The organism is Streptomyces sp. B21-105, assembly GCF_036898465.1.
Classification (GTDB): Bacteria; Actinomycetota; Actinomycetes; order Streptomycetales; family Streptomycetaceae; genus Streptomyces.
In genome coordinates, this window is record NZ_JARUMJ010000001.1 from 5,852,714 (window position 1) to 5,874,726 (window position 22,013).

General features: G+C 71.9%; 20 protein-coding genes. 11 read left to right on the forward strand and 9 right to left on the reverse strand.

Going from position 1 to position 22,013, the window contains the following annotated elements:
• Positions 1–76 precede the first annotated feature (76 nt).
• Entirely contained in the window at positions 77–877 is an 801-nt protein-coding gene (locus tag QA802_RS26545) for a group II truncated hemoglobin (RefSeq protein ID WP_334527477.1), read from the forward strand.
• 33 nt (positions 878–910) lie between these two features.
• Here QA802_RS26545 and QA802_RS26550 read toward each other — a convergent pair whose 3' ends face one another.
• The gene (locus QA802_RS26550; RefSeq protein ID WP_334527480.1) at positions 911–1,816 is read right to left on the reverse strand and encodes a helix-turn-helix domain-containing protein; all 906 of its coding nucleotides are present in this window, start codon (positions 1,814–1,816) and stop codon (positions 911–913) included.
• Positions 1,817–1,986: 170 nt separating this feature from the next.
• Here QA802_RS26550 and QA802_RS26555 point away from each other — a divergent pair, with 170 nt between their 5' ends.
• Together QA802_RS26555 and QA802_RS26560 are read left to right on the forward strand one after the other, a co-directional pair.
• On the forward strand, positions 1,987–3,027 hold the full coding sequence (locus tag QA802_RS26555; protein ID WP_334527483.1) for an NAD(P)-dependent alcohol dehydrogenase: 1,041 nt from the start codon (positions 1,987–1,989) through the stop codon (positions 3,025–3,027).
• A 442-nt stretch (positions 3,028–3,469) separates the two neighbouring features.
• Positions 3,470–4,630 carry an RNA-guided endonuclease InsQ/TnpB family protein gene (locus QA802_RS26560; protein ID WP_334527486.1) on the forward strand — a complete coding sequence of 387 codons (1,161 nt, stop codon included), beginning with the start codon at positions 3,470–3,472 and terminating at the stop codon, positions 4,628–4,630.
• Positions 4,631–4,752: 122 nt separating this feature from the next.
• On the opposite strand, the gene QA802_RS26565 is transcribed toward QA802_RS26560, so the two are convergent.
• The gene (locus tag QA802_RS26565) at positions 4,753–5,475 is read right to left on the reverse strand and encodes a DUF4389 domain-containing protein (protein ID WP_334527489.1); all 723 of its coding nucleotides are present in this window, start codon (positions 5,473–5,475) and stop codon (positions 4,753–4,755) included.
• 222 nt (positions 5,476–5,697) lie between these two features.
• Entirely contained in the window at positions 5,698–6,816 is a 1,119-nt protein-coding gene (locus tag QA802_RS26570; protein WP_334527492.1) for a hypothetical protein, read from the reverse strand.
• Between the two features lie 158 nt (positions 6,817–6,974).
• Here QA802_RS26570 and QA802_RS26575 point away from each other — a divergent pair, with 158 nt between their 5' ends.
• Positions 6,975–8,141 (forward strand): cystathionine gamma-synthase, encoded by a 1,167-nt coding sequence (locus QA802_RS26575; RefSeq protein ID WP_319164504.1) that lies wholly within the window; start codon positions 6,975–6,977, stop codon positions 8,139–8,141.
• A 28-nt stretch (positions 8,142–8,169) separates the two neighbouring features.
• On the opposite strand, the gene QA802_RS26580 is transcribed toward QA802_RS26575, so the two are convergent.
• The 3 genes from QA802_RS26580 to QA802_RS26590 all read right to left on the reverse strand — a co-directional run bounded on the left by QA802_RS26580 (position 8,170) and on the right by QA802_RS26590 (position 9,592).
• Complete coding sequence (locus QA802_RS26580; RefSeq protein WP_319164505.1) at positions 8,170–8,418, reverse strand: hypothetical protein; 249 nt, start codon at positions 8,416–8,418, stop codon at positions 8,170–8,172.
• Positions 8,415–8,930, reverse strand: a complete 516-nt coding sequence (locus QA802_RS26585; protein ID WP_334527498.1) for a sigma factor-like helix-turn-helix DNA-binding protein — start codon at positions 8,928–8,930, stop codon at positions 8,415–8,417. The genes QA802_RS26580 and QA802_RS26585 overlap by 4 nt, the downstream gene beginning before the upstream one ends.
• 152 nt (positions 8,931–9,082) lie before the next feature.
• Positions 9,083–9,592 (reverse strand): MarR family winged helix-turn-helix transcriptional regulator, encoded by a 510-nt coding sequence (locus tag QA802_RS26590; protein WP_319164507.1) that lies wholly within the window; start codon positions 9,590–9,592, stop codon positions 9,083–9,085.
• Positions 9,593–9,755: 163 nt separating this feature from the next.
• On the opposite strand from QA802_RS26590, the gene ilvA reads away from it, so the two are divergent.
• The 3 genes from ilvA (at position 9,756) to QA802_RS26605 (ending at position 13,133) form a co-directional block, all read left to right on the forward strand.
• The gene (gene ilvA, locus QA802_RS26595) at positions 9,756–10,985 is read left to right on the forward strand and encodes a threonine ammonia-lyase (protein WP_334527501.1); all 1,230 of its coding nucleotides are present in this window, start codon (positions 9,756–9,758) and stop codon (positions 10,983–10,985) included.
• A 352-nt stretch (positions 10,986–11,337) separates the two neighbouring features.
• A complete protein-coding gene (locus QA802_RS26600) occupies positions 11,338–12,330 on the forward strand; it encodes an ATP-binding cassette domain-containing protein (protein ID WP_334527504.1) in 993 nt (330 codons plus the stop codon).
• Entirely contained in the window at positions 12,327–13,133 is an 807-nt protein-coding gene (locus QA802_RS26605; protein ID WP_334527507.1) for an ABC transporter permease, read from the forward strand. The genes QA802_RS26600 and QA802_RS26605 overlap by 4 nt, the downstream gene beginning before the upstream one ends.
• 104 nt (positions 13,134–13,237) lie before the next feature.
• Here QA802_RS26605 and greA read toward each other — a convergent pair whose 3' ends face one another.
• A complete protein-coding gene (gene greA, locus QA802_RS26610) occupies positions 13,238–13,738 on the reverse strand; it encodes a transcription elongation factor GreA (protein WP_334527510.1) in 501 nt (166 codons plus the stop codon).
• Between the two features lie 190 nt (positions 13,739–13,928).
• Positions 13,929–14,330 carry a DUF4307 domain-containing protein gene (locus QA802_RS26615; RefSeq protein WP_334527513.1) on the reverse strand — a complete coding sequence of 134 codons (402 nt, stop codon included), beginning with the start codon at positions 14,328–14,330 and terminating at the stop codon, positions 13,929–13,931.
• A gap of 125 nt (positions 14,331–14,455) precedes the next feature.
• On the opposite strand from QA802_RS26615, the gene mca reads away from it, so the two are divergent.
• Positions 14,456–15,316: a mycothiol conjugate amidase Mca gene (mca, locus tag QA802_RS26620; protein WP_334534905.1), complete on the forward strand. Its 861-nt coding sequence runs from the start codon at positions 14,456–14,458 to the stop codon at positions 15,314–15,316.
• The gene (locus tag QA802_RS26625) at positions 15,309–15,596 is read left to right on the forward strand and encodes a hypothetical protein (RefSeq protein ID WP_319164514.1); all 288 of its coding nucleotides are present in this window, start codon (positions 15,309–15,311) and stop codon (positions 15,594–15,596) included. The genes mca and QA802_RS26625 overlap by 8 nt, the downstream gene beginning before the upstream one ends.
• 273 nt (positions 15,597–15,869) lie before the next feature.
• On the opposite strand, the gene QA802_RS26630 is transcribed toward QA802_RS26625, so the two are convergent.
• Positions 15,870–19,070: a tetratricopeptide repeat protein gene (locus tag QA802_RS26630; protein ID WP_334527517.1), complete on the reverse strand. Its 3,201-nt coding sequence runs from the start codon at positions 19,068–19,070 to the stop codon at positions 15,870–15,872.
• A gap of 150 nt (positions 19,071–19,220) precedes the next feature.
• Between QA802_RS26630 and QA802_RS26635 the strand changes: the two genes are divergently transcribed.
• Together QA802_RS26635 and QA802_RS26640 are read left to right on the forward strand one after the other, a co-directional pair.
• Entirely contained in the window at positions 19,221–19,922 is a 702-nt protein-coding gene (locus tag QA802_RS26635; protein WP_334527520.1) for a hypothetical protein, read from the forward strand.
• Between the two features lie 30 nt (positions 19,923–19,952).
• Complete coding sequence (locus QA802_RS26640; RefSeq protein ID WP_334527523.1) at positions 19,953–22,004, forward strand: thioredoxin domain-containing protein; 2,052 nt, start codon at positions 19,953–19,955, stop codon at positions 22,002–22,004.
• Positions 22,005–22,013 lie beyond the last annotated feature (9 nt).

Here is a 22,013-nt window from a genome sequence, read left to right on the forward strand (position 1 = left end):
CCGCGAACGCTGAGCGCTGAGCGAACGCCCGCCGGAAGAGCAGCCTCCGGCGGGCGGTCCGTGCTTGCGTGTCCCCATGACCGCAGCCGAGACAGCCACCACTCCCGCCGGCCCCACCACGGTCGAGTACATCCGCTACCGCATCCCGCAGGAGCGATCGGCGGAGTTCCTCGCCGCCTACACCCGGGGCGCGCGTCAGCTCGCGGCCTCCCCGCACTGCGTCGACTACGAACTCGCCCGCTGCGAGGAGGACTTCGAGCATTTCGTCCTGCGCATCACCTGGACGTCGACCGAGGACCACCTGGCGGGCTTCCGGGCCTCGGACCTCTTCCCCGCCTTCCTCGCCGAGATCCGCCCCTACGTCGGTCACATCGACGAGATGCGCCACTACAAGGCCACCTCGGTGCGCGGCTCCGGCTCCGCCGTGCCCACGCTGTACGAGTGGGCCGGCGGCGCGGACGCCTTCACCCGGCTCACCGAGACCTTCTACGCCAAGGTGCTCCAGGACGACCTCCTCGCCCCCGTCTTCGCCGGCCTCGCCCCCGAGCACGCCGAACACGTCGCGCTCTGGCTCGCGGAGGTCTTCGGCGGGCCCGAGACCTACTCGGCGACCCAGGGCGGTCACAGCCACATGGTCGCCAAACACTTCGGCCGCGACATCAGCGAGCCCCAGCGCCGCCGCTGGGTCAACCTGATCCAGGACGCCGCCGACGAGGCCGGTCTGCCGACCGACGCCGAGTTCCGGTCCGCGTTCCTCGCCTACGTGGAGTGGGGCACGCGGCTCGCCGTCCACTTCTCCGGTCCGGACGCGGGGCCGCCGGCCGAGCAGCCGACGCCGAAGTGGGGATGGGGGGCGGCCCCGCCGTACCGGGGCTGAGCACGGCCGGCGGGCGGCCGGGGGTGGAGCCGGTCAGGCGGACGGCGCCTGCGACCCGGCCCCCGCCTTCCGCGCGTCGGCGCCCCAGCTCGCCAGCAGCCGCAGCGCCTCCGCGGAGGCCGACCCGGGCTCCGCGTGGTACGTCACCATCGTCTGCTCGCCGTCACCGGTCAGCCTGAACCCCTCGAAGTTCAGGGAGAGCTCACCGACCAGCGGATGCCTCAGCCGCTTCACGCCGTGGCTCTTCTCCTTGACGTCGTGGGTCGCCCACAGCCGCCGGAAGTCCTCGCTCTTCACCGACAGTTCGCCCACCAGCGCGGAGAGCCGCGGGTCGTCCGGGTAGCAGCCCGCGTCCATCCGCAGCGCGCAGACGATGTCGATCGCCTTCTGCTCCCAGTCCACGAACAGATCCCGGTAGTCGGGGCGCAGGAAGACGAGCCGCGCCCAGTTGCGCTCCGCCACCGGCAGCTCCGCCCAGTCGCCGAAGACCGCCGCGGCCATGCGGTTCCAGCACAGGATCTCCGCGCGCCGTCCGACCAGGTACGCCGGCACCGAGTCCATCGTGTCCAGCAGCTGGCGCAGCGTGGACCGGACCTGCTGGGGCGGCCCGCTCTGCTTCTTCTTGTGCTTCGGCTTCGCGAGGTGGGTGAGGTGCGCGTGCTCGGCGTCCGTCAGCCGCAGGGCGCGCGCGATCGCGTCCAACACCTCCGCCGACACGTTCCGGCCGTTGCCCTGCTCCAGACGCGTGTAGTACGCCACCGAGACCCCGGCCAGCTGCGCCAGCTCCTCGCGCCGCAGCCCGGGCACCCTGCGGTGCCGTCCGAAGTCCGGCAGCCCCACGTCCTCCGGCTTCAGCCGGGCCCGCCGGGTGCGCAGGAACTCACTGAGCTCGGCACGCCGGTCGAGGGGGGCGCCGGGAGGTTCGGGGCGATCGTCCATGACGTCCAGTATTCCCGGTCGTACGCCCAGCAGCCTGACCCCGCCAGTGGTAGGCACGGCAGTCGTACGCAGAAGCGTGACCTGGGTGAACACGGTGGAATGGGGGAACCTGGACGGCATGCCCGGTCCGAAGGCAGGCCGGGACGACCCCCTCGCTAGGAGAACCACGCATGACCACCGTTGCCGCGTACGCCGCATCCGCAGCCAAGGCTCCGCTGGAGCGCACGACGATCGAACGCCGCCCGGTGCGCGAGTTCGACGTGCTCATCGACATCGAGTTCGCCGGCATCTGCCACTCCGACATCCACCAGGCCAGGGAGGGCTGGGGCGAGGCCATCTTCCCGATGGTGCCCGGCCACGAGATCGCGGGCGTCGTCTCCGAGGTCGGCCCCGGCGTCACGAAGTTCGCCGTCGGCGACCGCGTGGGCGTCGGCTGCCTCGTCGACTCCTGCCGGGAGTGCGACAACTGCAAGGCCGGCCTCGAGCAGTACTGCACCGGCGGCGGCGTCGGCACCTACAACGCCGTCGGCAAGGACGGCGAGCCCACCTACGGCGGCTACTCGCAGAAGATCGTCGTCGACGAGAACTACGTCCTGCGCATCCCCGACGGCCTGGGGCTCGACGAGGCCGCGCCGCTGCTCTGCGCCGGCATCACCACGTACTCCCCGCTCAGGCACTGGAACGCCGGCCCGGGCAAGAAGGTCGCGATCCTCGGCATGGGCGGCCTCGGCCACATGGGCGTCAAGATCGCACACGCGCTCGGCGCCGAGGTGACCGTCCTGTCCCAGTCGCTGCGCAAGAAGGACGACGGCCTCAAGCTGGGCGCCGACCACTACTACGCCACCAGCGACGAGAAGACCTTCGAGGACCTGCGCGGCACCTTCGACCTCATCCTCTCCACGGTCTCCGCCCCGCTGAACCTGGACGCCTACCTGTCCCTGCTGCGGACGGACGGCGCCTTCGTGAACGTCGGCGCGCCCGAGGAGCCCGTCGCGCTCAACCTGTTCTCGGTGATCGGCGGCCGCAAGACCCTCGCCGGCTCCGGCATCGGCGGCATCCAGGAGACCCAGGAGATGCTGGACTTCTGCGCCGAGCACGGCTTCGGCGCGGAGATCGAGTTGATCAGCGCCGCCGAGATCAACGAGGCGTACGAGCGGGTGCTCGCCAGCGACGTTCGCTACCGCTTCGTCATCGACGCCTCGACGATCTGACGGACCTCGGGACTGTCGGTTCTCGGGAGAGCGCTCCGGCGGACGCCGGAGCCTGGTTTTCGGGCAGGGTGCCCGGCCCTTTCAGGGCCGGGGTGATGCCTGCTCCCGCGGAGCGGGGCAGGGGTAGCCGGATCGCCGCCAGGGCGATCCGGTGTCGTCGGGGATGCGGAGGGCGGCCGCGGTCGGGTGGTGGTGACGGGGAGTCGAGAGTCCCGGGGCCGGTGGCCGGTGGTGTGGTCACTCGCATGGGTGATGGTGATCGATGAGGTGCGCTGCTGGGGAAAGTGTGGTCTAGGTTTCGGGGCATGGCGGTTTCGGATGTACCCGACGGGTGAGCAGGAGCGGCAGATGCTGCTGCACTGCGCGCACGCGCGGTACGTGTGGAACCTCGCCGTGGAGCAGCACGCGCACTGGCGGCCGGGCCGCGGGTCCGCGCCGGGGTTTGCCGAGCAGTGCCGTCAGCTCACCGAGGCCCGGCGGGACAACGAGTGGCTGCGCCGGGAACGCGGACGTACAGCAGCAGGCCCTCAAGGACTTCGCCGCAGCCAAGAACGCCCGCTTCACGTCCGGGTTCGGTGAGCCGACCCGGCGCAGGAAGTACCGGCACGAGGGGTTCCGCGTCATCGGCACCGACCGCGTCCCCGAGTACCACGAGGACGGCACACCGAAGCTGAACGCGAAGACCGGCAGACAGGTCATGGGCCGGTCCGTCGTAGTACGGAAGCTGAACCGGCGATGGGCGCGGGTGAAGGTGCCCGGCTGCGACTGGGTCCGCTTCCGCCTCAGCGCGAGCGGCAAGGGTGCGAAGCTGCCCGACGCGAAGACGTTCAGGGTCACCTTCCGCGACGGGCAGTGGCATATCGCGTTCGCCGTCGTCCCCGACCCGGCCAGGGCGCCCGGCACTGGCGAAGTCATCGGCGTCGACCGCGGCATCGCCGTCACCGCCGCCCTCTCCGACGGGCGGCGACTGAACTGCCCACAGCTCACCGCACGCGAACACGCCCAGATCCGCAAACACCAGCGCCGCGCCGCCCGCGCTCCCAAAGGCAGCGACCGCAAGACCGCCGCCTACGCGGCCGTCGCACGGCTCAAGGCCCGCGAGGCGAACCGCCGCAAGGACTGGTGTGAGAAGACCAGCACGCTGCTCGCCCGCAGCTACGACCTGATCCGCTTCGAGAAGCTGAACATCAAGAACATGACCCGCTCAGCGAAGGGCACCGTGGAGCAGCCCGGCCGAGGCGTCCGGCAGAAGGCGGGGTTGAACCGGGGCATCCTCGCCCGGGGCTGGGGCCTGCTGCGGCAGCGCACCGGGCACAAGGCCCCGGGCCGGGTCCAGGACGTCCCGGCCCCCTACACATCTCTGCGGTGCAGCGCCTGTGGCTGGATCGACAAGAACTCGCGCAAGAGCCAAGCCGAGTTCGTCTGTTCCTCCTGCGGCTTCACCTGTAACGCGGACACCAACGCCAGTAGCAACATCGCGGCAGGACAGGGCGGGATCCCCCGCCCCCGGCGAACAGCCGGTGCCGGAGGGGTGACAATGGCCAGCAGCCGTTCGAGCACCCGTGAACCTCAACCCAAACCGGTTGGAATCCCCCTCTTTTAAGAGGGGGAGGATGTCAAGAAGACGGCCACCGAGCCGCCACCCGCCCGGCCGCCGCCACCCGCCCGGCCGCCGCCACCCGCCCGTCCGCCCCGGCCGTCCGCGTCTGCCGGCTCGGCCGGCCGTCACGGTCCGGAGCCGCCAGGCCTGTCAGGGCCGCCGGAGGTGCCGGCCGGGGACTTCGTCAGCGGGTCCGGGGAGTCCTGGGGGCCCATGTCGAGGCGGAACGGCGGATACACGTCGGTCATCAACGCCGCGTAGGCGGCCACCCGCACGACCCAGCGGGCCAGCCCGATCAGGAAATCGAACAGGTGGACCGGGTAACGGCCGGTGAACGCCAGGATGATCACGGCGACCAGCGACAGGAAGTAGACCAGGCCGCCGCCGTGCCAGCGGTCCGACTCGCCCCAGCCCCAGCCCCAGTCGCCTACGAACATCCCCACGACGATGTACTGCGGGATCGCCAGCAGCCACCACTTCACCAGGACCAGGCCCCGGGACAGTCGCTCCGGATAGGCCACGTCGAGATGCGCCGGGTAGTCGGCCACGTCGGCCAGGGTGAACGGCGGATACCGGTCGGTGCCGAGCGCGGCGTGGGCGTAGTAGCTGACGCGCCAGTTCCAGCGCATGACGCCCACGTTGAAGTCGAACAGCGACCGCGGATACCGGCCGGTGAACAGGATGGCGAAGAACGCGACGACGGTCACGAAGAAGAACGCGATCCACAGGAAGAACAGCACGATGTAGTGCGGGACGGCGAGAAGCCACTTCACCAGCCACAGCCATCTGGACAGCCGAGGATCGAGGAAGGCCTCGACCCGCACGGGCGACCCGGCGACCGGATTCATGTCGATCAGCTCCTCTCGAGCGCCCCCGCCCCGGCGGCCACCGCCCCCGTCCCCACCCGGAGCGGCGGGCGGACGGGCGGTTTCCTGATCATGAATTCAGGCTCGCACAGGAACACAGAGGCTGCGACCGGGCCGACCCGACCTGCCCCCTGCCAGGTGCAGGAGGTGCAGGTGCAGGTGCAGGTGCAGGCGTCGGCCGCGCTGCGGGCGCTCGAGCGGCGGTCAGTGCGGCATCGTCGCCGGGCTGCCGCCGTTCGCCTCGTAGCCCGCGACCGCCAGCGCGCGGTAGACCGCGAACTCCGCCGCCGGGTCCGGGGAGAGCGTCCAGGGGAGCGCGCCGACGTGGCCGTCCACGTGGACCAGCTGGCTCATCGCCTCCGACCAGCGCTCGGAGCGGACCAGGAAGAAGACCAGCAGATGCCGGACGTGCGCCAGCATCGGATCGTCGGGCCGCGCCGCGTGCACCGCGAACAGCGCGCCGTGCACAGCCTTCGTCACGACCTCGCTCTGGTAGAAGCTCCTGACCAGGTTCACCTCGGGAAGGTGCTCGAAGACCGCGAAGAGGGGCATCGCCGCGAGAAGGGAGCCCCGCGGGGCTCTCGCCGCCGCGGCCTCCGCGAAGTCGTACGCCAGCTCACGCGAACCGTGCCACTTCTCGCACCAGTAGTGCAGGGCCGCGAGATGCGCCCCCATGTGCGCCGGAGCGCGGTCAAGGATCTGCAGCCAGAGCTGCTCGAACTCGGCCTGCGAGTACCGCAGGCCGCGGGCCACCGACAGTTCGACGATGTACGGGATCGGGTCACCGGGGGCCAGCAGCGCCGCCTGCCCGCAGGTGTCCTTCGCCTCCTCCATGATGATCCGGAAGTCGTCCGTGCCCGGGGTGGACGTGCGCCAGGCCTGCTGGACCAGGAACTCGGCGTGCACCGCCGCACCGCCCGCGTCCTTCGGCGCCTCCGCCCGCCACACCCGCAGCCACTGACCGCCGGGCGCATCGCTGACCCCGCCCGGCCGCTGCTGCAGCTCCAGCGCCGCCGCGCCCGCGAAGGCCTGGACGCGCTGCCAGCGCACCTCGCCCTCCGCCTCGGTGCCGGCCAGCAGCTGCTGCGCGGCCCGGTAGTCCTGCGTGCGCTGCACCACGTCCAGCACGTTCAGCAGGTCCTGGTCGGGGCCGGGCATCCGGATGTCCAGTTCCTCCGTGCTCAGGAAACCGTAGGTCGCCGGGTCCGCGGCGTCCGGATGATCCGCCGGGACCAGCCCCACCAGGCCGCGCCTGCGCCGCAGCAGCGCCAGCAGCACGAAGCCGATCATGATCACGGCGGTCAGGACCCAGAGAATCTCCATGCCACAAGCGAACCAGACCGCGCCGACAATTGGCCAACCCGCCCCCCATGCCTGTGGAAAAACGTCCCTGCCGGCAGGGACGGTGGTGACGGCGGAGCCGGACCCCCGTTACGCCCGCCGCCCGCACCGGGCCCGCGAGCGGACTACGCTCGGGGCCCATGAGCGACAGGCACATCAGTCAGCACTTCGAGACCCTCGCGATCCACGCGGGCAACACCGCGGACCCCCTCACCGGCGCGGTCGTCCCGCCGATCTACCAGGTCTCGACCTACAAGCAGGACGGCGTCGGCGGTCTGCGCGGCGGCTACGAGTACAGCCGCAGCGCCAACCCGACGAGGACCGCCCTCGAGGAGAACCTCGCCGCCCTCGAAGGCGGCAGCCGAGGCCTCGCGTTCGCTTCCGGACTGGCGGCCGAGGACTGCCTGTTGCGTACGCTGCTCAGCCCCGGCGACCACGTGGTCATCCCCAACGACGCCTACGGCGGCACGTTCCGGCTGTTCGCCAAGGTCGTCGCCCGCTGGGGCGTGGAATGGTCGGTCGCCGACACCGGCGACGCCTCCGCCGTCCGGGCCGCGATCACACCGAAGACCAAGGCCGTGTGGGTGGAGACGCCCTCCAACCCGCTCCTCGGCATCACCGACATCGCCGCCGTGGCCCAGGTCGCCCGTGAGGCCGGCGCCCGCCTCGTCGTCGACAACACCTTCGCCACGCCGTACCTGCAGCAGCCGCTGTCACTCGGCGCGGACGTCGTCGTGCACTCCCTGACCAAGTACATGGGCGGCCACTCGGACGTCGTCGGCGGCGCGCTGGTCACCGGCGACGCGGAGCTCGGCGAGGAACTGGCGTTCCATCAGAACGCGATGGGCGCGGTGGCCGGACCCTTCGACTCCTGGCTGGTGCTGCGCGGCGCGAAGACGCTGGCGGTGCGCATGGACCGGCACAGCGAGAACGCCACCAGGATCGCCGACATGCTGACCCGTCACGCGCGCGTGACGAGCGTGCTGTACCCGGGCCTGCCGGAGCACCCCGGTCACGAGGTCGCCGCCAAGCAGATGCGGGCCTTCGGCGGCATGGTCTCCTTCCGGGTCGCCGGCGGCGAGGAGGCGGCGGTCGAGGTCTGCAACCGCGCCAAGGTGTTCACCCTCGGCGAGTCGCTGGGCGGCGTCGAGTCCCTCATCGAGCACCCGGGCCGTATGACGCACGCGTCCGTGGTCGGCTCCGCCCTCGAGGTGCCCGGGGACCTCGTCCGCCTCTCGGTCGGCATCGAGAACGTCGACGACCTGCTCGAGGACCTGCACCAGGCCCTCGGACAGCTGTCCGCGTAGCCGTCCGCGCAGCCGTCCGCGCGGGTCGTCACCAGTCGGTGAGCGGTGGAGTCGTCTGCGACGGCGGCTCCACCCACGGCTCGGCGACCGCAGCCCACACGAGGAACGCCACGGTGGCCGCGCACAGCAGCAGCCACAGCAGTCGCAGGGCCAGCGTCCGCCGGCGCAGCATCCGGCTGCCCCGGCGCACGACGTCCGGGTAGAGCTCCGCCGGCAGCGGAGGGGCCGTGCCCTCCAGCATCCGGCGGACGGCGGCCTCCCGGGCGGCCCGGTTCACGACGCCGCCGCCTCTTTCGCCGGGCGCACCGCGGGGGCCCGATGGCCCGGCGGACGCAGCAGTGTCGCCGCCGCCCGTTCGCAGACCGCGCGGACCCGGTCGTCGGGCAGGCCCAGCAGCGCCCCCACCTGTTCCTCGGCGACGCCCTCGTACAGCCTCAGGACGAGGACGAGGCGCTGTCGGGGGGTGAGGCGGGCCAGCGCGCCGCCGGCCGTACGCGGGCGGGCACGGCCGAAGGGCAGCGTGCGGTACCGGTGCCAGGCGCCGTGCGCGAAGCGGGCCGCGAGGTCCTCACGGGCGTGGTCGTAGGGGTCGTCACCGCGCAGCCGGTCCCAGCACGCGTATGTGTGCGCGAGGGCCAGCGTCAGCAGACGACGCGCGCGCGGGTTGTCGTCCGGGGCCTCCGCGGTGAGCAGCGTGGCGGTGTGCAGCAGCCGCCCACCGGCGCCGGCGACGAACGCCTCGAAGTCCCGGTTCCTGCGGTGTTCCTGGGTTCCACGCCTCTCGCGCACACCGAGCCTCCCGCCTGACGGCGTCCCCTGGACGGCCATCTGCCCCGGTCTCATCTGAGGCCAGGCGCAGGCTGCCGGTCAAGAGCCGCGCACGCTCGCCGGAAAGTCGTCCACGCGCGCGTGTCCGGGGGGTCAGCGCGCGCGCTCGGGCGTCAGGAGGCGGCCGGCGACTGTTCCGCGCCCGGGAGGCCCGCGGAGGCCATCCGGGAGGACAGCGCGGTGTTGAAGCGCGTGAGGAGCGTGCAGAACGCCTCGCGCTCCTCCGGCGCCCAGTCATCCGTCAGTTCGGCCATCAACTGCCGTCGCGAGGACCGTACTTCCTCGAGGCGCGCCGCCCCGCGCGGGGACAGCTGGAGCACCACGGCCCGTCCGTCCTCCGGGTGCGAGGTCCGCTTGACCAGGCCGGTGTCGACGAGCGGCGCCACCTGCCGGGTGACCGTCGAGGAGTCGATGCCCATGCTCGCGGCGAGCGCCTTGACGCCCATCGGACCTTCGTTGTCGAGGCGGTTGAGCAGCAGGTACGCGGCGCGGTCCATGGAGTTGCGCACCTGTCCGACCCCGCCGAGCCGGGTCTGTTCGGCCCGGCGGGCGAACACCGCGACCTCGTGCTGCAGCGTGTCGAGGAGACCGGTGTCAGCGACGGTCGTCATGTCCATCGACATTTCAGGTGTTGTGGGCATGGCCGGGGGCTCACTTCATGAAGGGGCTGCTGGAATGGGGGACAGAGTACGCGGCTGGAAGGCGGGTCGTACCGGCGCTGCGGAAACCGGTCTCGGAGGTTGGTCACAGCGGTCGTTCCCGCCTGTGAACTGCGATGCTGGTGTCATGAGCTACAGCCCGGCTGACTCCTTGCGCGCCGTCACCCTCGACGATGTGCGCGGCGCCCAGAAGATGCTGTCGGGCGTGGCCCGGGCGACCGCGATGGAGGGCAGCAGGCACCTGTCCCAACTGGTCGGGGCACCAGTGCACCTCAAGTGCGAGAACCTCCAGCGGACGGGTTCGTTCAAGCTGCGCGGCGCCTACGTCAGGATCGCCGGGCTGCTGCCGGAGGAGCGGGCCGCCGGAGTCGTCGCGGCGAGCGCGGGCAACCACGCGCAGGGTGTGGCGCTGGCGTCGACGCTGCTGGGCGTGCGCTCCACGGTGTTCATGCCCCAGGGCGCGCCGCTGCCGAAGATCAGTGCGACCCGGGAGTACGGCGCTCAGGTGCGGCTGCACGGTCAGGTGGTCGACGAGACGCTGGCGGCGGCGCAGGAGTACGCGGCCGCGACGGGCGCGGTGTTCATCCACCCCTTCGACCACCCCGACGTCATCGCGGGGCAGGGCACGGTCGGTCTGGAGATCCTGGAGCAGTGCCCGGAGGTGCGCACGATCGTCGTGGGGATCGGCGGCGGGGGTCTGGCGGCGGGCATCGCGGTCGCGGTGAAGGCGCTGCGGCCGGACGTGCGGATCGTCGGCGTGCAGGCGGCGGGCGCGGCGGCGTATCCGGTCTCGCTGGCGGCCGGGCGGCCGGTGTCGATCGACAACCCCACGACGATGGCCGACGGCATCAGGGTCGGCCGGCCCGGTGACGTGCCGTTCGGCATCGTCGGCGACCTGGTGGACGAGGTGCGCACGGTGTCGGAGGGCGAGCTGTCCACCGCGCTGCTGCTGTGTCTGGAGCGGGCCAAGCTGGTCGTCGAGCCGGCCGGGGCGAGTCCGGTGGCCGCGCTGCTGAGCGAGCCGGGCGCCTTCGAGGGGCCGGTGGTCGCGGTGCTGTCCGGCGGCAACGTCGATCCCGTGCTGATGGAGCGGGTGCTGCGGCACGGCATGGCGGCGCAGGGCCGCTACCTGGCCGTTCGGCTGCGGCTGACGGACCGGCCGGGCGCCCTCGCCACCATGCTCGGGGCGTTGTCAGTGGTCGACGCTAATGTGCTGGACGTGGGCCATGTGCGGACCGACCCCCGGCTCGGGCTGACCGAGGCGGAGGTCGAGCTGCACCTGGAGACGAAGGGGCCGACGCACTGCGCCGAGGTCGTCCGAGCCCTGCGCGAGGCCGGTTACACCATCCTCGGCTGAGGCCGACGGAAGGATCACCCGGCGGCGGGGCACGGGGCGGCGGGAGCCATCGGCACCGTCGGCGGTGGCCTCCCGGTCATCGCCGTCCTGGTCGCGGCCGTGTCCGACGCCGCTGTCCGGTCGCCGTCACGGTCGTCCGAGGGCGGTCGCGACGGGTGTCGGTGCAGGTCAGGAGGGTCTTCGTCACCCATACGTAAAAGCCCTTTGTGAGACGCGATACATCGCGTTATGGTGTGTGTCACGCCAGCCGTTCCTGTTCCTCATGACGTTCCCCATGGCAGGACGAAAAGCGACAATTCCGGGATTGCTCAGGAATCCCGTACGAAACATCCCCAACGACGTGGAGACTCATATGCCAGGCGCCATCTACGCCGAAGGCCTGGTGAAGACCTTCGGCGACGTAAAGGCTCTGGACGGCGTCGACCTCGACGTCCCGGAGGGCACGGTCCTCGGCCTGCTCGGGCCGAACGGCGCGGGCAAGACCACCACGGTCCGCTGTCTGACCACCCTTCTGCGACCCGACAGCGGCCGAGCGGTGGTCGCCGGCCTCGACGTGCTCAGGCATCCCAACGAGGTGCGCCGCTCGATCGGCCTGTCCGGCCAGTTCGCCGCGGTCGACGAGTACCTCACCGGCCGCGAGAACCTGCAGATGGTCGGGCAGCTCTACCAGATGAAGGCCGGCGCGGCGAAGGCCCGGGCCGCCGAGCTCCTCGAGCAGTTCGACCTGGCGGACGCCGCCGACCGCACCGCCAAGACTTACTCCGGAGGCATGCGCCGCCGCCTCGACCTGGCCGCGGCACTGGTGGTCTCCCCGCCCGTGATGTTCATGGACGAGCCGACGACCGGCCTCGACCCCCGCAACCGCCAGTTGCTGTGGGAGGTCATCAAGCGACTCGTCTCCGGCGGCACGACGCTGCTGCTGACCACCCAGTACCTCGAAGAGGCCGACCACCTCGCGCACGACATCGCGGTCGTCGACCACGGCCGCGTCATCGCCCGCGGCACCTCCGACGAGCTGAAGGCCCGCACCGGCGGGGAGCGCGTGGAGGTCGTCGTGCACGACCGCGGGCACATCGCCACGGCGCAGGAGGTGCTGACCCGCTTCGGCAAGGGCGACACCACCGTCGAGCAGCACACCCGCAAACTCACCGTGCCCGTGGCCGGCGGCGCCAAGCTCCTCGCCGAGGTCATCCGCGAACTCGACGCCCGCGGCATCGAGATCGACGACATCGGCCTGCGCCGCCCCACCCTCGACGACGTCTTCCTGTCCCTGACCGGGCACGTGGCCGAGGAGAAGGCCGAAACCAACGACGACAACGGACAGAGTAAGGAGCCGCTGAAGTGAGCGCCGTGAACGACTCCCTGGTCATCGCCCGCAGGAACCTGATCCGCATGAGTCGGATCCCCGAGATGATCATTTTTGGACTGGTCCAGCCGATCATGTTCGTGGTCCTGTTCACGTACGTCTTCGGCGGCTCCATGAACATCGGCGGCTCCACCGACCCGGACGTCTACAAGAACTTCCTGATGGCCGGCATCTTCGCGCAGACCGTCACCTTCGCGACCGCCGGAGCCGGCGCGGGCATCGCCGACGACATGCACAAGGGCCTGATCGACCGCTTCCGCTCCCTGCCCATGGCCCGCGGCGCGGTCCTCACCGGCCGCACCATCGCCGACCTCGTACAGACCGGTCTGACCCTTTTCGTCCTGGCCGTCGTCGCGCTCCTCGTGGGCTGGCGCCCCGGCTTCGCGGAACCCACCAACTTCGGCAAAATCATGGCCGGCTTCGGCCTGCTGCTGCTCCTCGGTTACGCCTTCACCTGGATCGGCGCCTTGATCGGCCTGTCGGTCCGCACTCCCGAGGCGGCCACCTCCGGCGGGCTGATCTGGCTCTTCCCGGTGACCTTCATCTCCAACGCGTTCGTGGACTCCTCGCAGATGGCGTCCTGGCTGCAGCCGATCGCCGAGTGGAACCCGTTCAGCGCGACCGTCCAGGCGTGCCGCACGCTCTTCGGCGACCCGGGCGTCTCGACGTCCGGCGCATGGCCGATGGCCCATCCCGTCTGGGCCTCGATCATCTACTCGGTCCTGATCATCCTGCTGTTCAGAACGCTGGCCGTCCGCAAGTACCGCTCGGCCACCGCGTGACGGCCCGCCACGGCAGGCCGATGCGGGTATGACGAAACCCCCGGCGGCACGGGGCGCCGGGGGCTCGTCCAAAAGATCCGGGACGTAAGCGGTCCGCGGAGAGCTCAGCCGCTGTAGGCCACGGCCTTGAGGATGCGCACGGAGGCCTTCTTGCCGTTGGGCAGCTCGTACTGGGCGTCCTCGCCCACCTTGTGGCCGAGCACGCCGGTGCCCAGCGGGGACTGCGGCGAGTAGGTCTCGATGTCGGAGCTCGCGTACTCGCGCGAGGCGAGCAGGAAGGTCATGGTGTCGTCCTCGTCGCCGTCGAAGGCGATGGTCACGACCATGCCGGGCGCCACCGCGCCGTCGGTGGAGGCGGGGGCCTCACCCACCTTGGCGTTCTCCAGGAGCTGGGTCAGCTGGCGCACACGGAGCTCCTGCTTGCCCTGCTCCTCCTTGGCCGCGTGGTACCCACCGTTCTCGCGCAGGTCCCCCTCCTCGCGCGCGGCGGCGATCTTGGCGGCGATCTCCGTGCGCGCAGGACCAGTAAGGTACTCAAGCTCGACCTTGAGCTTGTTGTACGCCTCCTGGGTCAGCCAGGTGACGGACTCGCTGGTCTGGGTCACAGGTGCTCCTCGTCGGTACTGGGAATACAAAGCATCGCCCACCCAGAAGCATGTTCCTCAGGTGATGGGCGAAACCACGAGCCTAACAATTCAGTGGCCGAAGGGGGAGGACATAAGCCACCAGAATTGCGTCGACGCAGGTCACCGAACGTGTATTACTGTGGGCGCCACCCGCGTGGGAGCTCCCGCGTCAGTCGGCGTGACAGCCGAGCAGCTCCGCCGTCGTGCCCGTCGCGGTCGTCCGCAGGGTGACCACCTTGTCGATGCGGGTGTCCGAACCGGAGAACCGGAAGTCCGCCCGGCCCACCTCGGCGCCGTCGGCGGCCTGCGAGCGCACCGTGCAGTAGCCGCTTGTGCCCGAGTCCTTGCGGACCTCGAGATGCACCTGGACCGCCGCGTCCGAGGTCGCGTCGAAGGCGATCACCTCGGCACTGATCTTGGTCTTCGCGACGTAGTGGTAGGCGAAATAGCCCACCAGCGCCAGCAGCAGGGCACCCAGCACGGCACCGGTGATCTTGAGCCTGTGGTCGGCGCGCTCGTCCGAGGAACGGCCGTACCGGCCCTGCGGAAGTCGCGTGCCGGCAGTACTCATGATCGTCCTCTCGGCGCGGAATTATTCGCCCCCCGATTCGGTCACTATAGAAGCCTGCGATCGCGCCGGTGCACACCGGGCGCCGACTTACCGAGGATTGAGTCTTGACTGACCAGCTGCGACTGATGGCCGTGCACGCCCACCCCGACGACGAGTCGAGCAAGGGCGCGGCCACCATGGCGAAGTACGTGTCCGAGGGGGTGGACGTGCTGGTCGTGACCTGCACGGGCGGGGAGCGCGGCTCCATCCTCAACCCCAAGCTGCAGGGTGACAGGTACATCGAGGAGCACATCCACGAGGTGCGCAAGAAGGAGATGGACGAGGCCCGCGAGATCCTCGGCGTCCGACAGGAGTGGCTCGGCTTCGTCGACTCCGGCCTCCCCGAGGGCGACCCGCTGCCGCCGCTCCCCGAGGGCTGCTTCGCCCTGGAGGACGTCGACAAGGCGGCCGGCGAGCTGGTGAAGCAGATCCGCGCCTTCCGTCCCCAGGTGATCACCACCTACGACGAGAACGGCGGCTACCCGCACCCCGACCACATCATGACCCACAAGATCTCCATGGTGGCGTTCGAGGGCGCGGACGACACCGAGAAGTACCCCGAGAGCGAGTTCGGCCCCGCCTACCGGCCGCTGAAGCTCTACTACAACCAGGGCTTCAACCGCCCCCGCACCATGGCGCTGCACCAGGCGATGCTCGACCACGGCCTGGAGTCCCCCTACGGGGAGTGGCTCAAGCGCTGGGAGGAGTTCGGGCAGCGCGAGCGCACGCTCACCACGCACATCCCGTGCGCCGACTACTTCGAGATCCGCGACAAGGCGCTGATCGCCCACGCCACCCAGATCGACCCGGACGGCGGCTGGTTCCGCGTCCCGATGGAGATCCAGCGGAAGGTGTGGCCCACGGAGGAGTACGAGCTCGCGAAGTCGCGCGTCGACACCGCCATCCCCGAGGACGACCTCTTCGCGGGCATCCGCGACAATGCCTGATATGAGCGCAAGCGTGAGCCTGGCAATGACGCACCTCGTCCCCCTCGCCAAGGAGGTCGACGAGAACAAGGTCACCCCCGGCATCCTCGGCTTCATCGTCTTCGCGGCGATGGCGGTGGCGGTGTGGGGCCTGATGAGGTCCATGAGCAAGCACATGGGCAAGGTCGACTTCAAGGAGACGGCGGCCGGCGCGGACCAGGCGTCCGGCGGCACCCCGACGGACGCCCCGCGGGACACGCCGACGACCACGACGACGGGGAAGTCCACCTCGGCGACGTGAGGTCGCGCCCGGGCGGGTGCGGGCGGGCAGGCCGGGCGGGGCCGGGCCGGAGGGCCCGTATCCGAAGGACGCGTGCGCACGTGAGTGTGCACCACGGCTGTGCCGCGTGCGGGGGCACGGGCGGCCGCGCCGCCCGGCCGGCGCTCGTGCCGCACCGCCCGGCCGCACCGCCCGGCCGAGGCCGGTGCAGCGCCGCCCACCCGCGCCGCCTGGCCGACGCTCGTGCCGCACCGCCCATTCGCACCCGGCCGGTGCTCGTGACGCGGCGGGTCGTCACCCCGTGCCGACGTCCACTCCCATGACCTCCCGGCCGTGCCTGTCCGGTACCAGTCCCAGACGCCAGGCCTGCCAGCCCGACTCCAGGCGCACACCGCGTTCCAGCAGGAGGCCGTAGGCCTCCAGGCACTCGGTCAGCCGGTCGTCACGCAGCGGATGGTGCGCCCGCCGCAGCTCCGCCAGCTCCTCCTGAGCCACCGCGACGCCCACCTCCACACCGCCCGGCGCCGCGTACGGCAGAAGCGTGCAGCGCAGGAAGCGGGCCCAGTCCTCGCCGCGCCGGTCCCCGTACGACGCGAACAGGGCCGCCGCCTCCTCGCACAGCGCGAGGGCCGCCTGGGTACGGGTGTTGCCCGCGTCGACGATCGCCAGCTCGACGCACGTCCAGGCCTCGCCGTGGGCGACGCCGATGCGCTGGAAATCGGCGCGGGCGTCGACCAGGAGCTGCCGGGCGAAGCCCGAATTGCGCAGCGAACCGGTCTGCGCGGCACGCTGGTCCCGGGTCACCCGCGCCGAATGATGCCGGGCACAGGCCAGCCCGTAGACGTCCCGCATACGGGAGAAGAGAGTGCGGGAACGTTCCAGCTCGCGGACCGCGTGGTTCAGATCACCCGTCTCCTCCAGCGCGAGGCCCAGGTAGTACACCGTCCACGCCTCACCGCGCGCGTCCTCGTTGTCCCGGTGCCGGGCCGAAGCCCGCCGCAGGTCCTCCGCCGCCGGCCCCGCGTCGCCGTCGATCAGACGGGCCCGCGCCAGCTGCGTCATCGCCCACGCCTCGCCGCGCGCGTCGCGGGTGCGGCCGTACAGGTCGAGAGCCTGCCGCAGCTCGGACTCGGCCCGCGGCACATCCCCCCGCCGCAGATGCAGCTGCCCCAGCTGGAAGTGCGCCCACGCCTCACCGTGCACGGAGCCGCCCTCGCGGTGCAGCAGCAGCGAACGGGTCAGCAGGTCCAGCGCCTCCGCGAGATGGGCCCGGTCGCGTTCCACCGCCGCCAGCGCGTGCATCGTCCACGCGCGGTCGGTGGCCAGTTCGGGCGCCGCCTGCAGGGCCATCGCCTCCCGCAGCTTCGCCGACGCCTGCGTGAGCTGCCCCTGGTGGTGCAGGGTGATGCCCAGCGAACACAGCGCCCGCGCGGCCCCCGCGTCGTGGTGGGCCTGCAGATACAGGTCGACGACCGAACTGAGCGTCGTGCGTGCCTTGTCCAGCTCGCCCAGCTGACGGGCCGCGATGCCGGTGCGCCACTGCACGGACCGGACCAGCAGGTCCTGGCCGACCGCCTGCGCCAGCTCGCTGATCTCGCCGAGCCGGTACAGGTCGCCGCGCAGCAGGCAGTAGTCGCACAGCGCGCCCAGCAGACTCATCACCGCGTTCTGGTCGACGCCCTCCGCGTGCCGCAGCGTCGCCGTGATGAAGCTCGACTCGTCGTCCAGCCAGCGCAGCGCCTCGTCCAGCGAGGTGAAACCGTGCGGGGTGAACCGGTCGGAACGGGTCGACATGTTGCCGTCGACCAACCGCAGCACGGAGTCGGCCAGCTCCGCGTAGCTGACCAGCAGCCGCTCCTGCGCCGCCGAACGCTCGGCGGGGTCTTCCTCGTCCAGCAGCCGGGCCTGCGCGAAGCCGCGCACCAGGTCGTGCAGCCGGTAGCGGTCGCCCCGGACCCGGTCGACGAGGCCCGCGTCGGCGAGGGCCGCGAGGAGCCGGGCCGCCTCCGGGCGGTCCGTCGCGAGCAGCGCGGCGGCCGCCGCCGTACCCAGCGAGGCCCGACCGGCCAGCGCCAGCCGGCGCATCAGCCGACGGGTCGTCTCCGGCTGGTCGGTGTAGCGCAGCCACAGCGCGCGCTCCACCGGCTCCACCGGACCGTACGCCGCGAGATCGGCCGCGAGGGCGCGCGGCGAGCGCGGGCCCAGCGAGGAGCCCACCACGCGCAGCGCGAGCGGCAGACCGCCGCACAGCTCGGTGATCCGGTCCGCGGCCTCGGCGTCGTACGGACCCGACGCGTCCTGCGCCACCGCGACCAGCAGTTCCTCCGCGCCCGCCGCCTCCAGCGGACGCACCGCCAGTTCGTGCACCCACGCGGACAGTCCGGCCGGCAGGTCGAGCGACGTCCGGGCGGTCACCAGGACCAGGCTGTCGGAGCGTTCCGGGACGAGCGCACGGACCTGCTCGGGATCCGAGGCGTCGTCCAGGATCACCGTCACCGGCAGCCCCGTCAGGTGCTGGTGGTACAGCTCGCCCAGCCGCTTCAGCTGCTGCTCCGCCGAGGAACGCTCACGGAACAGGAGCTGCTCGCGGGGCGCGCCCAGCCGGTTCAGCAGATGCAGCAGGGCGTCCCGGGTCGGCAGCGGGGCCCCGCCCGTGCTGTGGCCTCGCAGGTCCACCACGCAGGCGCCGCGGAACTGGTCGCGCAGATCGTGCGCGGCCCGCACCGCGAGGGCGGTACGTCCGCTGCCGGGGTCGCCGTGCAGCACGACCACCGTGGGACGGGTCTGGGTGCTGGCCCTCGCCGCCTGTACCCACTGCCGGATCTGCGCGAGTTCCGCGCGCCGCCCCGCGAACGGACCGGCCGGCTGGGGGAGTTGCGCGAACGACTGCTGCAGCACCGTCCGTCCGCGTGCCGCCGCGCTCTTGTCGGCGCCGCGCAGCAGCGGTCCCGTCGCCTTCTTCGCACCGGTCGTCGCGCTCAGCACCCGCTGCTGGTCCAGGAACGGCCGGATGCCGCGCACCTCCAGCGCCGTGAGCCACTGCAACCGCAACTGCTCCGCGCCGCCGGGCTGTCCGGCCGCACCGGCCCGGTGATGCGCGGCCGGCAGATGCGACCCCGCCACCTTCACCACCGTCGCCGCCGCCCCGACGACCCCGACGGTCACCCCCGCGCCGAGCGCCGTGCCCGTGCTCGTGCCCAGCGCGAGGTCGGCGACCGCCGTCGTCAGGGCGGCAACGCCGGCCACCAGCAGCGGAGTCCGGCCGCCCTCGCGCGCGTAGCGCTGTCCGAAGCTGACCCGGGAGGCCTCCGACTCCTCCAGGGCGCGGGCGTACGCCTCGTACTCCTCGGCTGCGGTCTGCGCCATCGCGTCCAGCGCGCCGCGCGCCCGCGTCAGCAGCGCCTGCCGGTCGGTACGCCCGCCGGACCGCCGTACCTCTTCCTCCACGGCCCGCGCCAACAACCGCTCGGCTTCCGCCCTATGGCCGTCCCGCATGTTCCGTCCCCCTCCGGCGGTACCAGCTGTACGCGGTCAAGTGTGCGGCGGCCGGCTCCTTGGCGCGAGGGGGCGGGTGGCGTTGCGGCACGGGGCGCCCTCGCCACTATCGTGATCGCAGCAACCGAAGAGGATGACGGGGGAAGTCGCATGAGCGCGTACAACGGGGGACCGGCGGGACCGCCGCAGGGACCGCCGCAGGGCCCCCACCAGCCCTACCCGCCCCAGTCGCCCCATCCCCACCCGCCCCAGTCGCCCCAACAGCCGCGTTGGGCCTGGTGGGTCGTGGGGATCGTCATTCCCGTGGTGGGCATTCTCATCACGGTGCTGGTCAGCCGGCCGGGCTCCTCGGACGGCGACGGGAAGGCGGCGCCGGCCTCCGACGGGCGGCCGTCCGCCTCGCCGTCGTCCTCCACCCCGGCGCAGCCCCCGGCGTCGGCCACGCCGGGCGCCGGGACGGCACAGGTGCTCTACGGCCCGGCGGACGTGGCGGCCGACGTGACCAACTCCGGGTCGTACATCGAGCTGGACACGTCCCAGCCGGTCGTGTCGGGCAGCTCCGTCAAGGGCGCGGACGTCATCTTCGGCGCGTCCCTCGGCGACCCGACGCTGTTCGTGCCGGGCTCCGCCTCCAACCTGGCCCCGCTGCCCGCCTCCGGTCCCGCCCCGGGCGCCGGGGAGTGCGCCGAGAGCGTGGACCGCAACGGCACGTACACGGCCGACGTGAAGCGGGGCGACCGCTTCTGCCTGCTGACCGACCAGGGGCACGTCGCCTACCTGCGGGTCGTCACCGCGCCGGGCACGGGCCAGGGCAAGCTCAACGTCACCGTCTGGGACATGCCTGCCGCCTGACGGGCCGGTACCTGCGGCAGGATGGACGCCATGGCGAACCGACTGGCCCATGAGACGTCCCCCTACCTGCTCCAGCATGCCGACAACCCCGTCGACTGGTGGCCCTGGTCGGCGGAGGCCTTCGAGGAGGCGCGCAGGCGGGGCGTGCCGGTGCTGCTGAGCGTGGGATACAGCAGCTGCCACTGGTGCCATGTGATGGCTCACGAGTCCTTCGAGGACCAGGAGACCGCCGACCGCCTCAACGACCACTTCGTCAACATCAAGGTCGACCGGGAGGAGCGTCCCGACGTCGACGCCGTCTACATGGAAGCCGTGCAGGCGGCCACCGGGCAGGGCGGGTGGCCGATGACCGTGTTCCTGACGCCCGAGGCCGAGCCGTTCTACTTCGGTACGTACTTCCCGCCCGCGCCCCGGCACGGCATGCCCTCCTTCCGGCAGGTGCTGGAGGGGGTGCATCAGGCGTGGACGGAGCGGCGGGACGAGGTGGCCGAGGTCGCCGGGAAGATCGTCCGGGATCTGGCGGGGCGGGAGATCTCCTACGGGGACAGCCAGGCGCCCGGGGAGCAGGAGCTGTCGCAGGCGCTGCTCGGGCTGACCCGGGAGTACGACGCGCAGCGCGGCGGTTTCGGCGGTGCACCGAAGTTCCCGCCGTCGATGGTGCTCGAGTTCCTGCTGCGGCACGCCGCGCGGACCGGCGCCGAGGGCGCGTTGCAGATGGCGCGGGACACCTGTGAGCGGATGGCGCGCGGCGGGATCTACGACCAGCTCGGCGGCGGGTTCGCCCGGTACTCCGTCGACCGTGACTGGGTGATCCCGCACTTCGAGAAGATGCTTTACGACAACGCCCTGTTGTGCCGCGTCTACGCGCACCTGTGGCGGGCCACCGGGAGTGAACTGGCCCGGCGGGTAGCGCTGGAGACCGCCGACTTCATGGTGCGTGAACTGCGCACCGCCGAGGGCGGGTTCGCCTCGGCGCTCGACGCCGACAGCGACGACGGCGAGGGCAACCACGTCGAGGGCGCGTACTACGTGTGGACGCCCGCGCAGCTCGCCGCGGCGCTCGGCCCGAAGGACGCCGAACTCGCCGCCCGCTGTTTCGGCGTGACCGAGGAGGGCACCTTCGAGCACGGTGCTTCCGTCCTGCAGCTCCCGCAGCAGGAAGGCGTGTTCGACGCCGAGCGGATCGCCGGTGTCAAGGAGACGCTGCTGCGTGCGCGTGCGCTGCGCCCCGCGCCCGGCCGGGACGACAAGGTCGTCGCCGCGTGGAACGGCCTCGCGATCGCCGCGCTCGCCGAGACCGGCGCCTACTTCGACCGTCCGGACCTGGTGGACGCGGCCGTCGCCGCCGCCGACCTCCTCGTCCGGCTGCACCTGGACGACCAGGCGCGTCTGTCGCGGACCAGCAAGGACGGTCACGTCGGGGCCAACGCGGGCGTCCTGGAGGACTACGCCGACGTCGCCGAGGGGTTCCTCGCGCTGGCCTCGGTCACCGGGGAGGGCGTCTGGCTGGAGTTCGCCGGGTTCCTGCTCGACCACGTCCTCGCCCGGTTCGTCGACCCGGAGTCCGGCGCGCTGTTCGACACCGCCGCCGACGCCGAGCAGCTCATCCGGCGTCCGCAGGACCCGACGGACAACGCCGTGCCGTCCGGCTGGACCGCCGCGGCCGGTGCGCTGCTGAGCTACGCGGCCCACACCGGTTCCGAGCCGCACCGCACCGCAGCGGAGCGGGCGTCGGGCGTGGTGAAGGCGCTCGGGCCGCGGGTGCCCCGGTTCATCGGGTGGGGGCTGGCCGTGGCCGAGGCGCTGCTCGACGGCCCGCGCGAGGTCGCCGTCGTCGGCTCCGGCACGGACGACCCGGCGTCGAAGGCCCTGCACCGCACGGCGCTGCTGGGCAACGCGCCGGGCGCGGTCGTCGCCTTCGGCGTCCCGGGCGGCGACGAGTTCCCGCTGCTCGCCGACCGTCCGCTGCGCGGCGGCGCACCGACCGCGTACGTCTGCCGCGACTTCACCTGCGACGCCCCCACCACCGACCCGGAGCACCTGCGCACCGCGCTGGGCGGCCGGGAGCAGCCGGCGGGTTAGCGGCCGGGG

What these genes read in the sequence shown, in the direction of transcription:
- QA802_RS26640 (WP_334527523.1), top strand. Translation starts at nt 19,953, where the DNA reads ATGGCGAACCGACTGGCCCATGAGACGTCCCCCTACCTGCTCCAGCAT.
- QA802_RS26600 (WP_334527504.1), top strand. Translation starts at nt 11,338, where the DNA reads ATGCCAGGCGCCATCTACGCCGAAGGCCTGGTGAAGACCTTCGGCGAC.
- QA802_RS26550 (WP_334527480.1), bottom strand. Translation starts at nt 1,816, where the DNA reads ATGGACGATCGCCCCGAACCTCCCGGCGCCCCCCTCGACCGGCGTGCC.
- QA802_RS26565 (WP_334527489.1), bottom strand. Translation starts at nt 5,475, where the DNA reads ATGAATCCGGTCGCCGGGTCGCCCGTGCGGGTCGAGGCCTTCCTCGAT.
- QA802_RS26545 (WP_334527477.1), top strand. Translation starts at nt 77, where the DNA reads ATGACCGCAGCCGAGACAGCCACCACTCCCGCCGGCCCCACCACGGTC.
- mca (WP_334534905.1), top strand. Translation starts at nt 14,456, where the DNA reads ATGGCCGTGCACGCCCACCCCGACGACGAGTCGAGCAAGGGCGCGGCC.
- QA802_RS26590 (WP_319164507.1), bottom strand. Translation starts at nt 9,592, where the DNA reads ATGTCGATGGACATGACGACCGTCGCTGACACCGGTCTCCTCGACACG.
- QA802_RS26575 (WP_319164504.1), top strand. Translation starts at nt 6,975, where the DNA reads ATGAGCGACAGGCACATCAGTCAGCACTTCGAGACCCTCGCGATCCAC.
- QA802_RS26635 (WP_334527520.1), top strand. Translation starts at nt 19,221, where the DNA reads ATGAGCGCGTACAACGGGGGACCGGCGGGACCGCCGCAGGGACCGCCG.
- ilvA (WP_334527501.1), top strand. Translation starts at nt 9,756, where the DNA reads ATGAGCTACAGCCCGGCTGACTCCTTGCGCGCCGTCACCCTCGACGAT.
- QA802_RS26615 (WP_334527513.1), bottom strand. Translation starts at nt 14,330, where the DNA reads ATGAGTACTGCCGGCACGCGACTTCCGCAGGGCCGGTACGGCCGTTCC.
- QA802_RS26570 (WP_334527492.1), bottom strand. Translation starts at nt 6,816, where the DNA reads ATGGAGATTCTCTGGGTCCTGACCGCCGTGATCATGATCGGCTTCGTG.
- QA802_RS26555 (WP_334527483.1), top strand. Translation starts at nt 1,987, where the DNA reads ATGACCACCGTTGCCGCGTACGCCGCATCCGCAGCCAAGGCTCCGCTG.
- QA802_RS26630 (WP_334527517.1), bottom strand. Translation starts at nt 19,070, where the DNA reads ATGCGGGACGGCCATAGGGCGGAAGCCGAGCGGTTGTTGGCGCGGGCC.
- QA802_RS26625 (WP_319164514.1), top strand. Translation starts at nt 15,309, where the DNA reads ATGCCTGATATGAGCGCAAGCGTGAGCCTGGCAATGACGCACCTCGTC.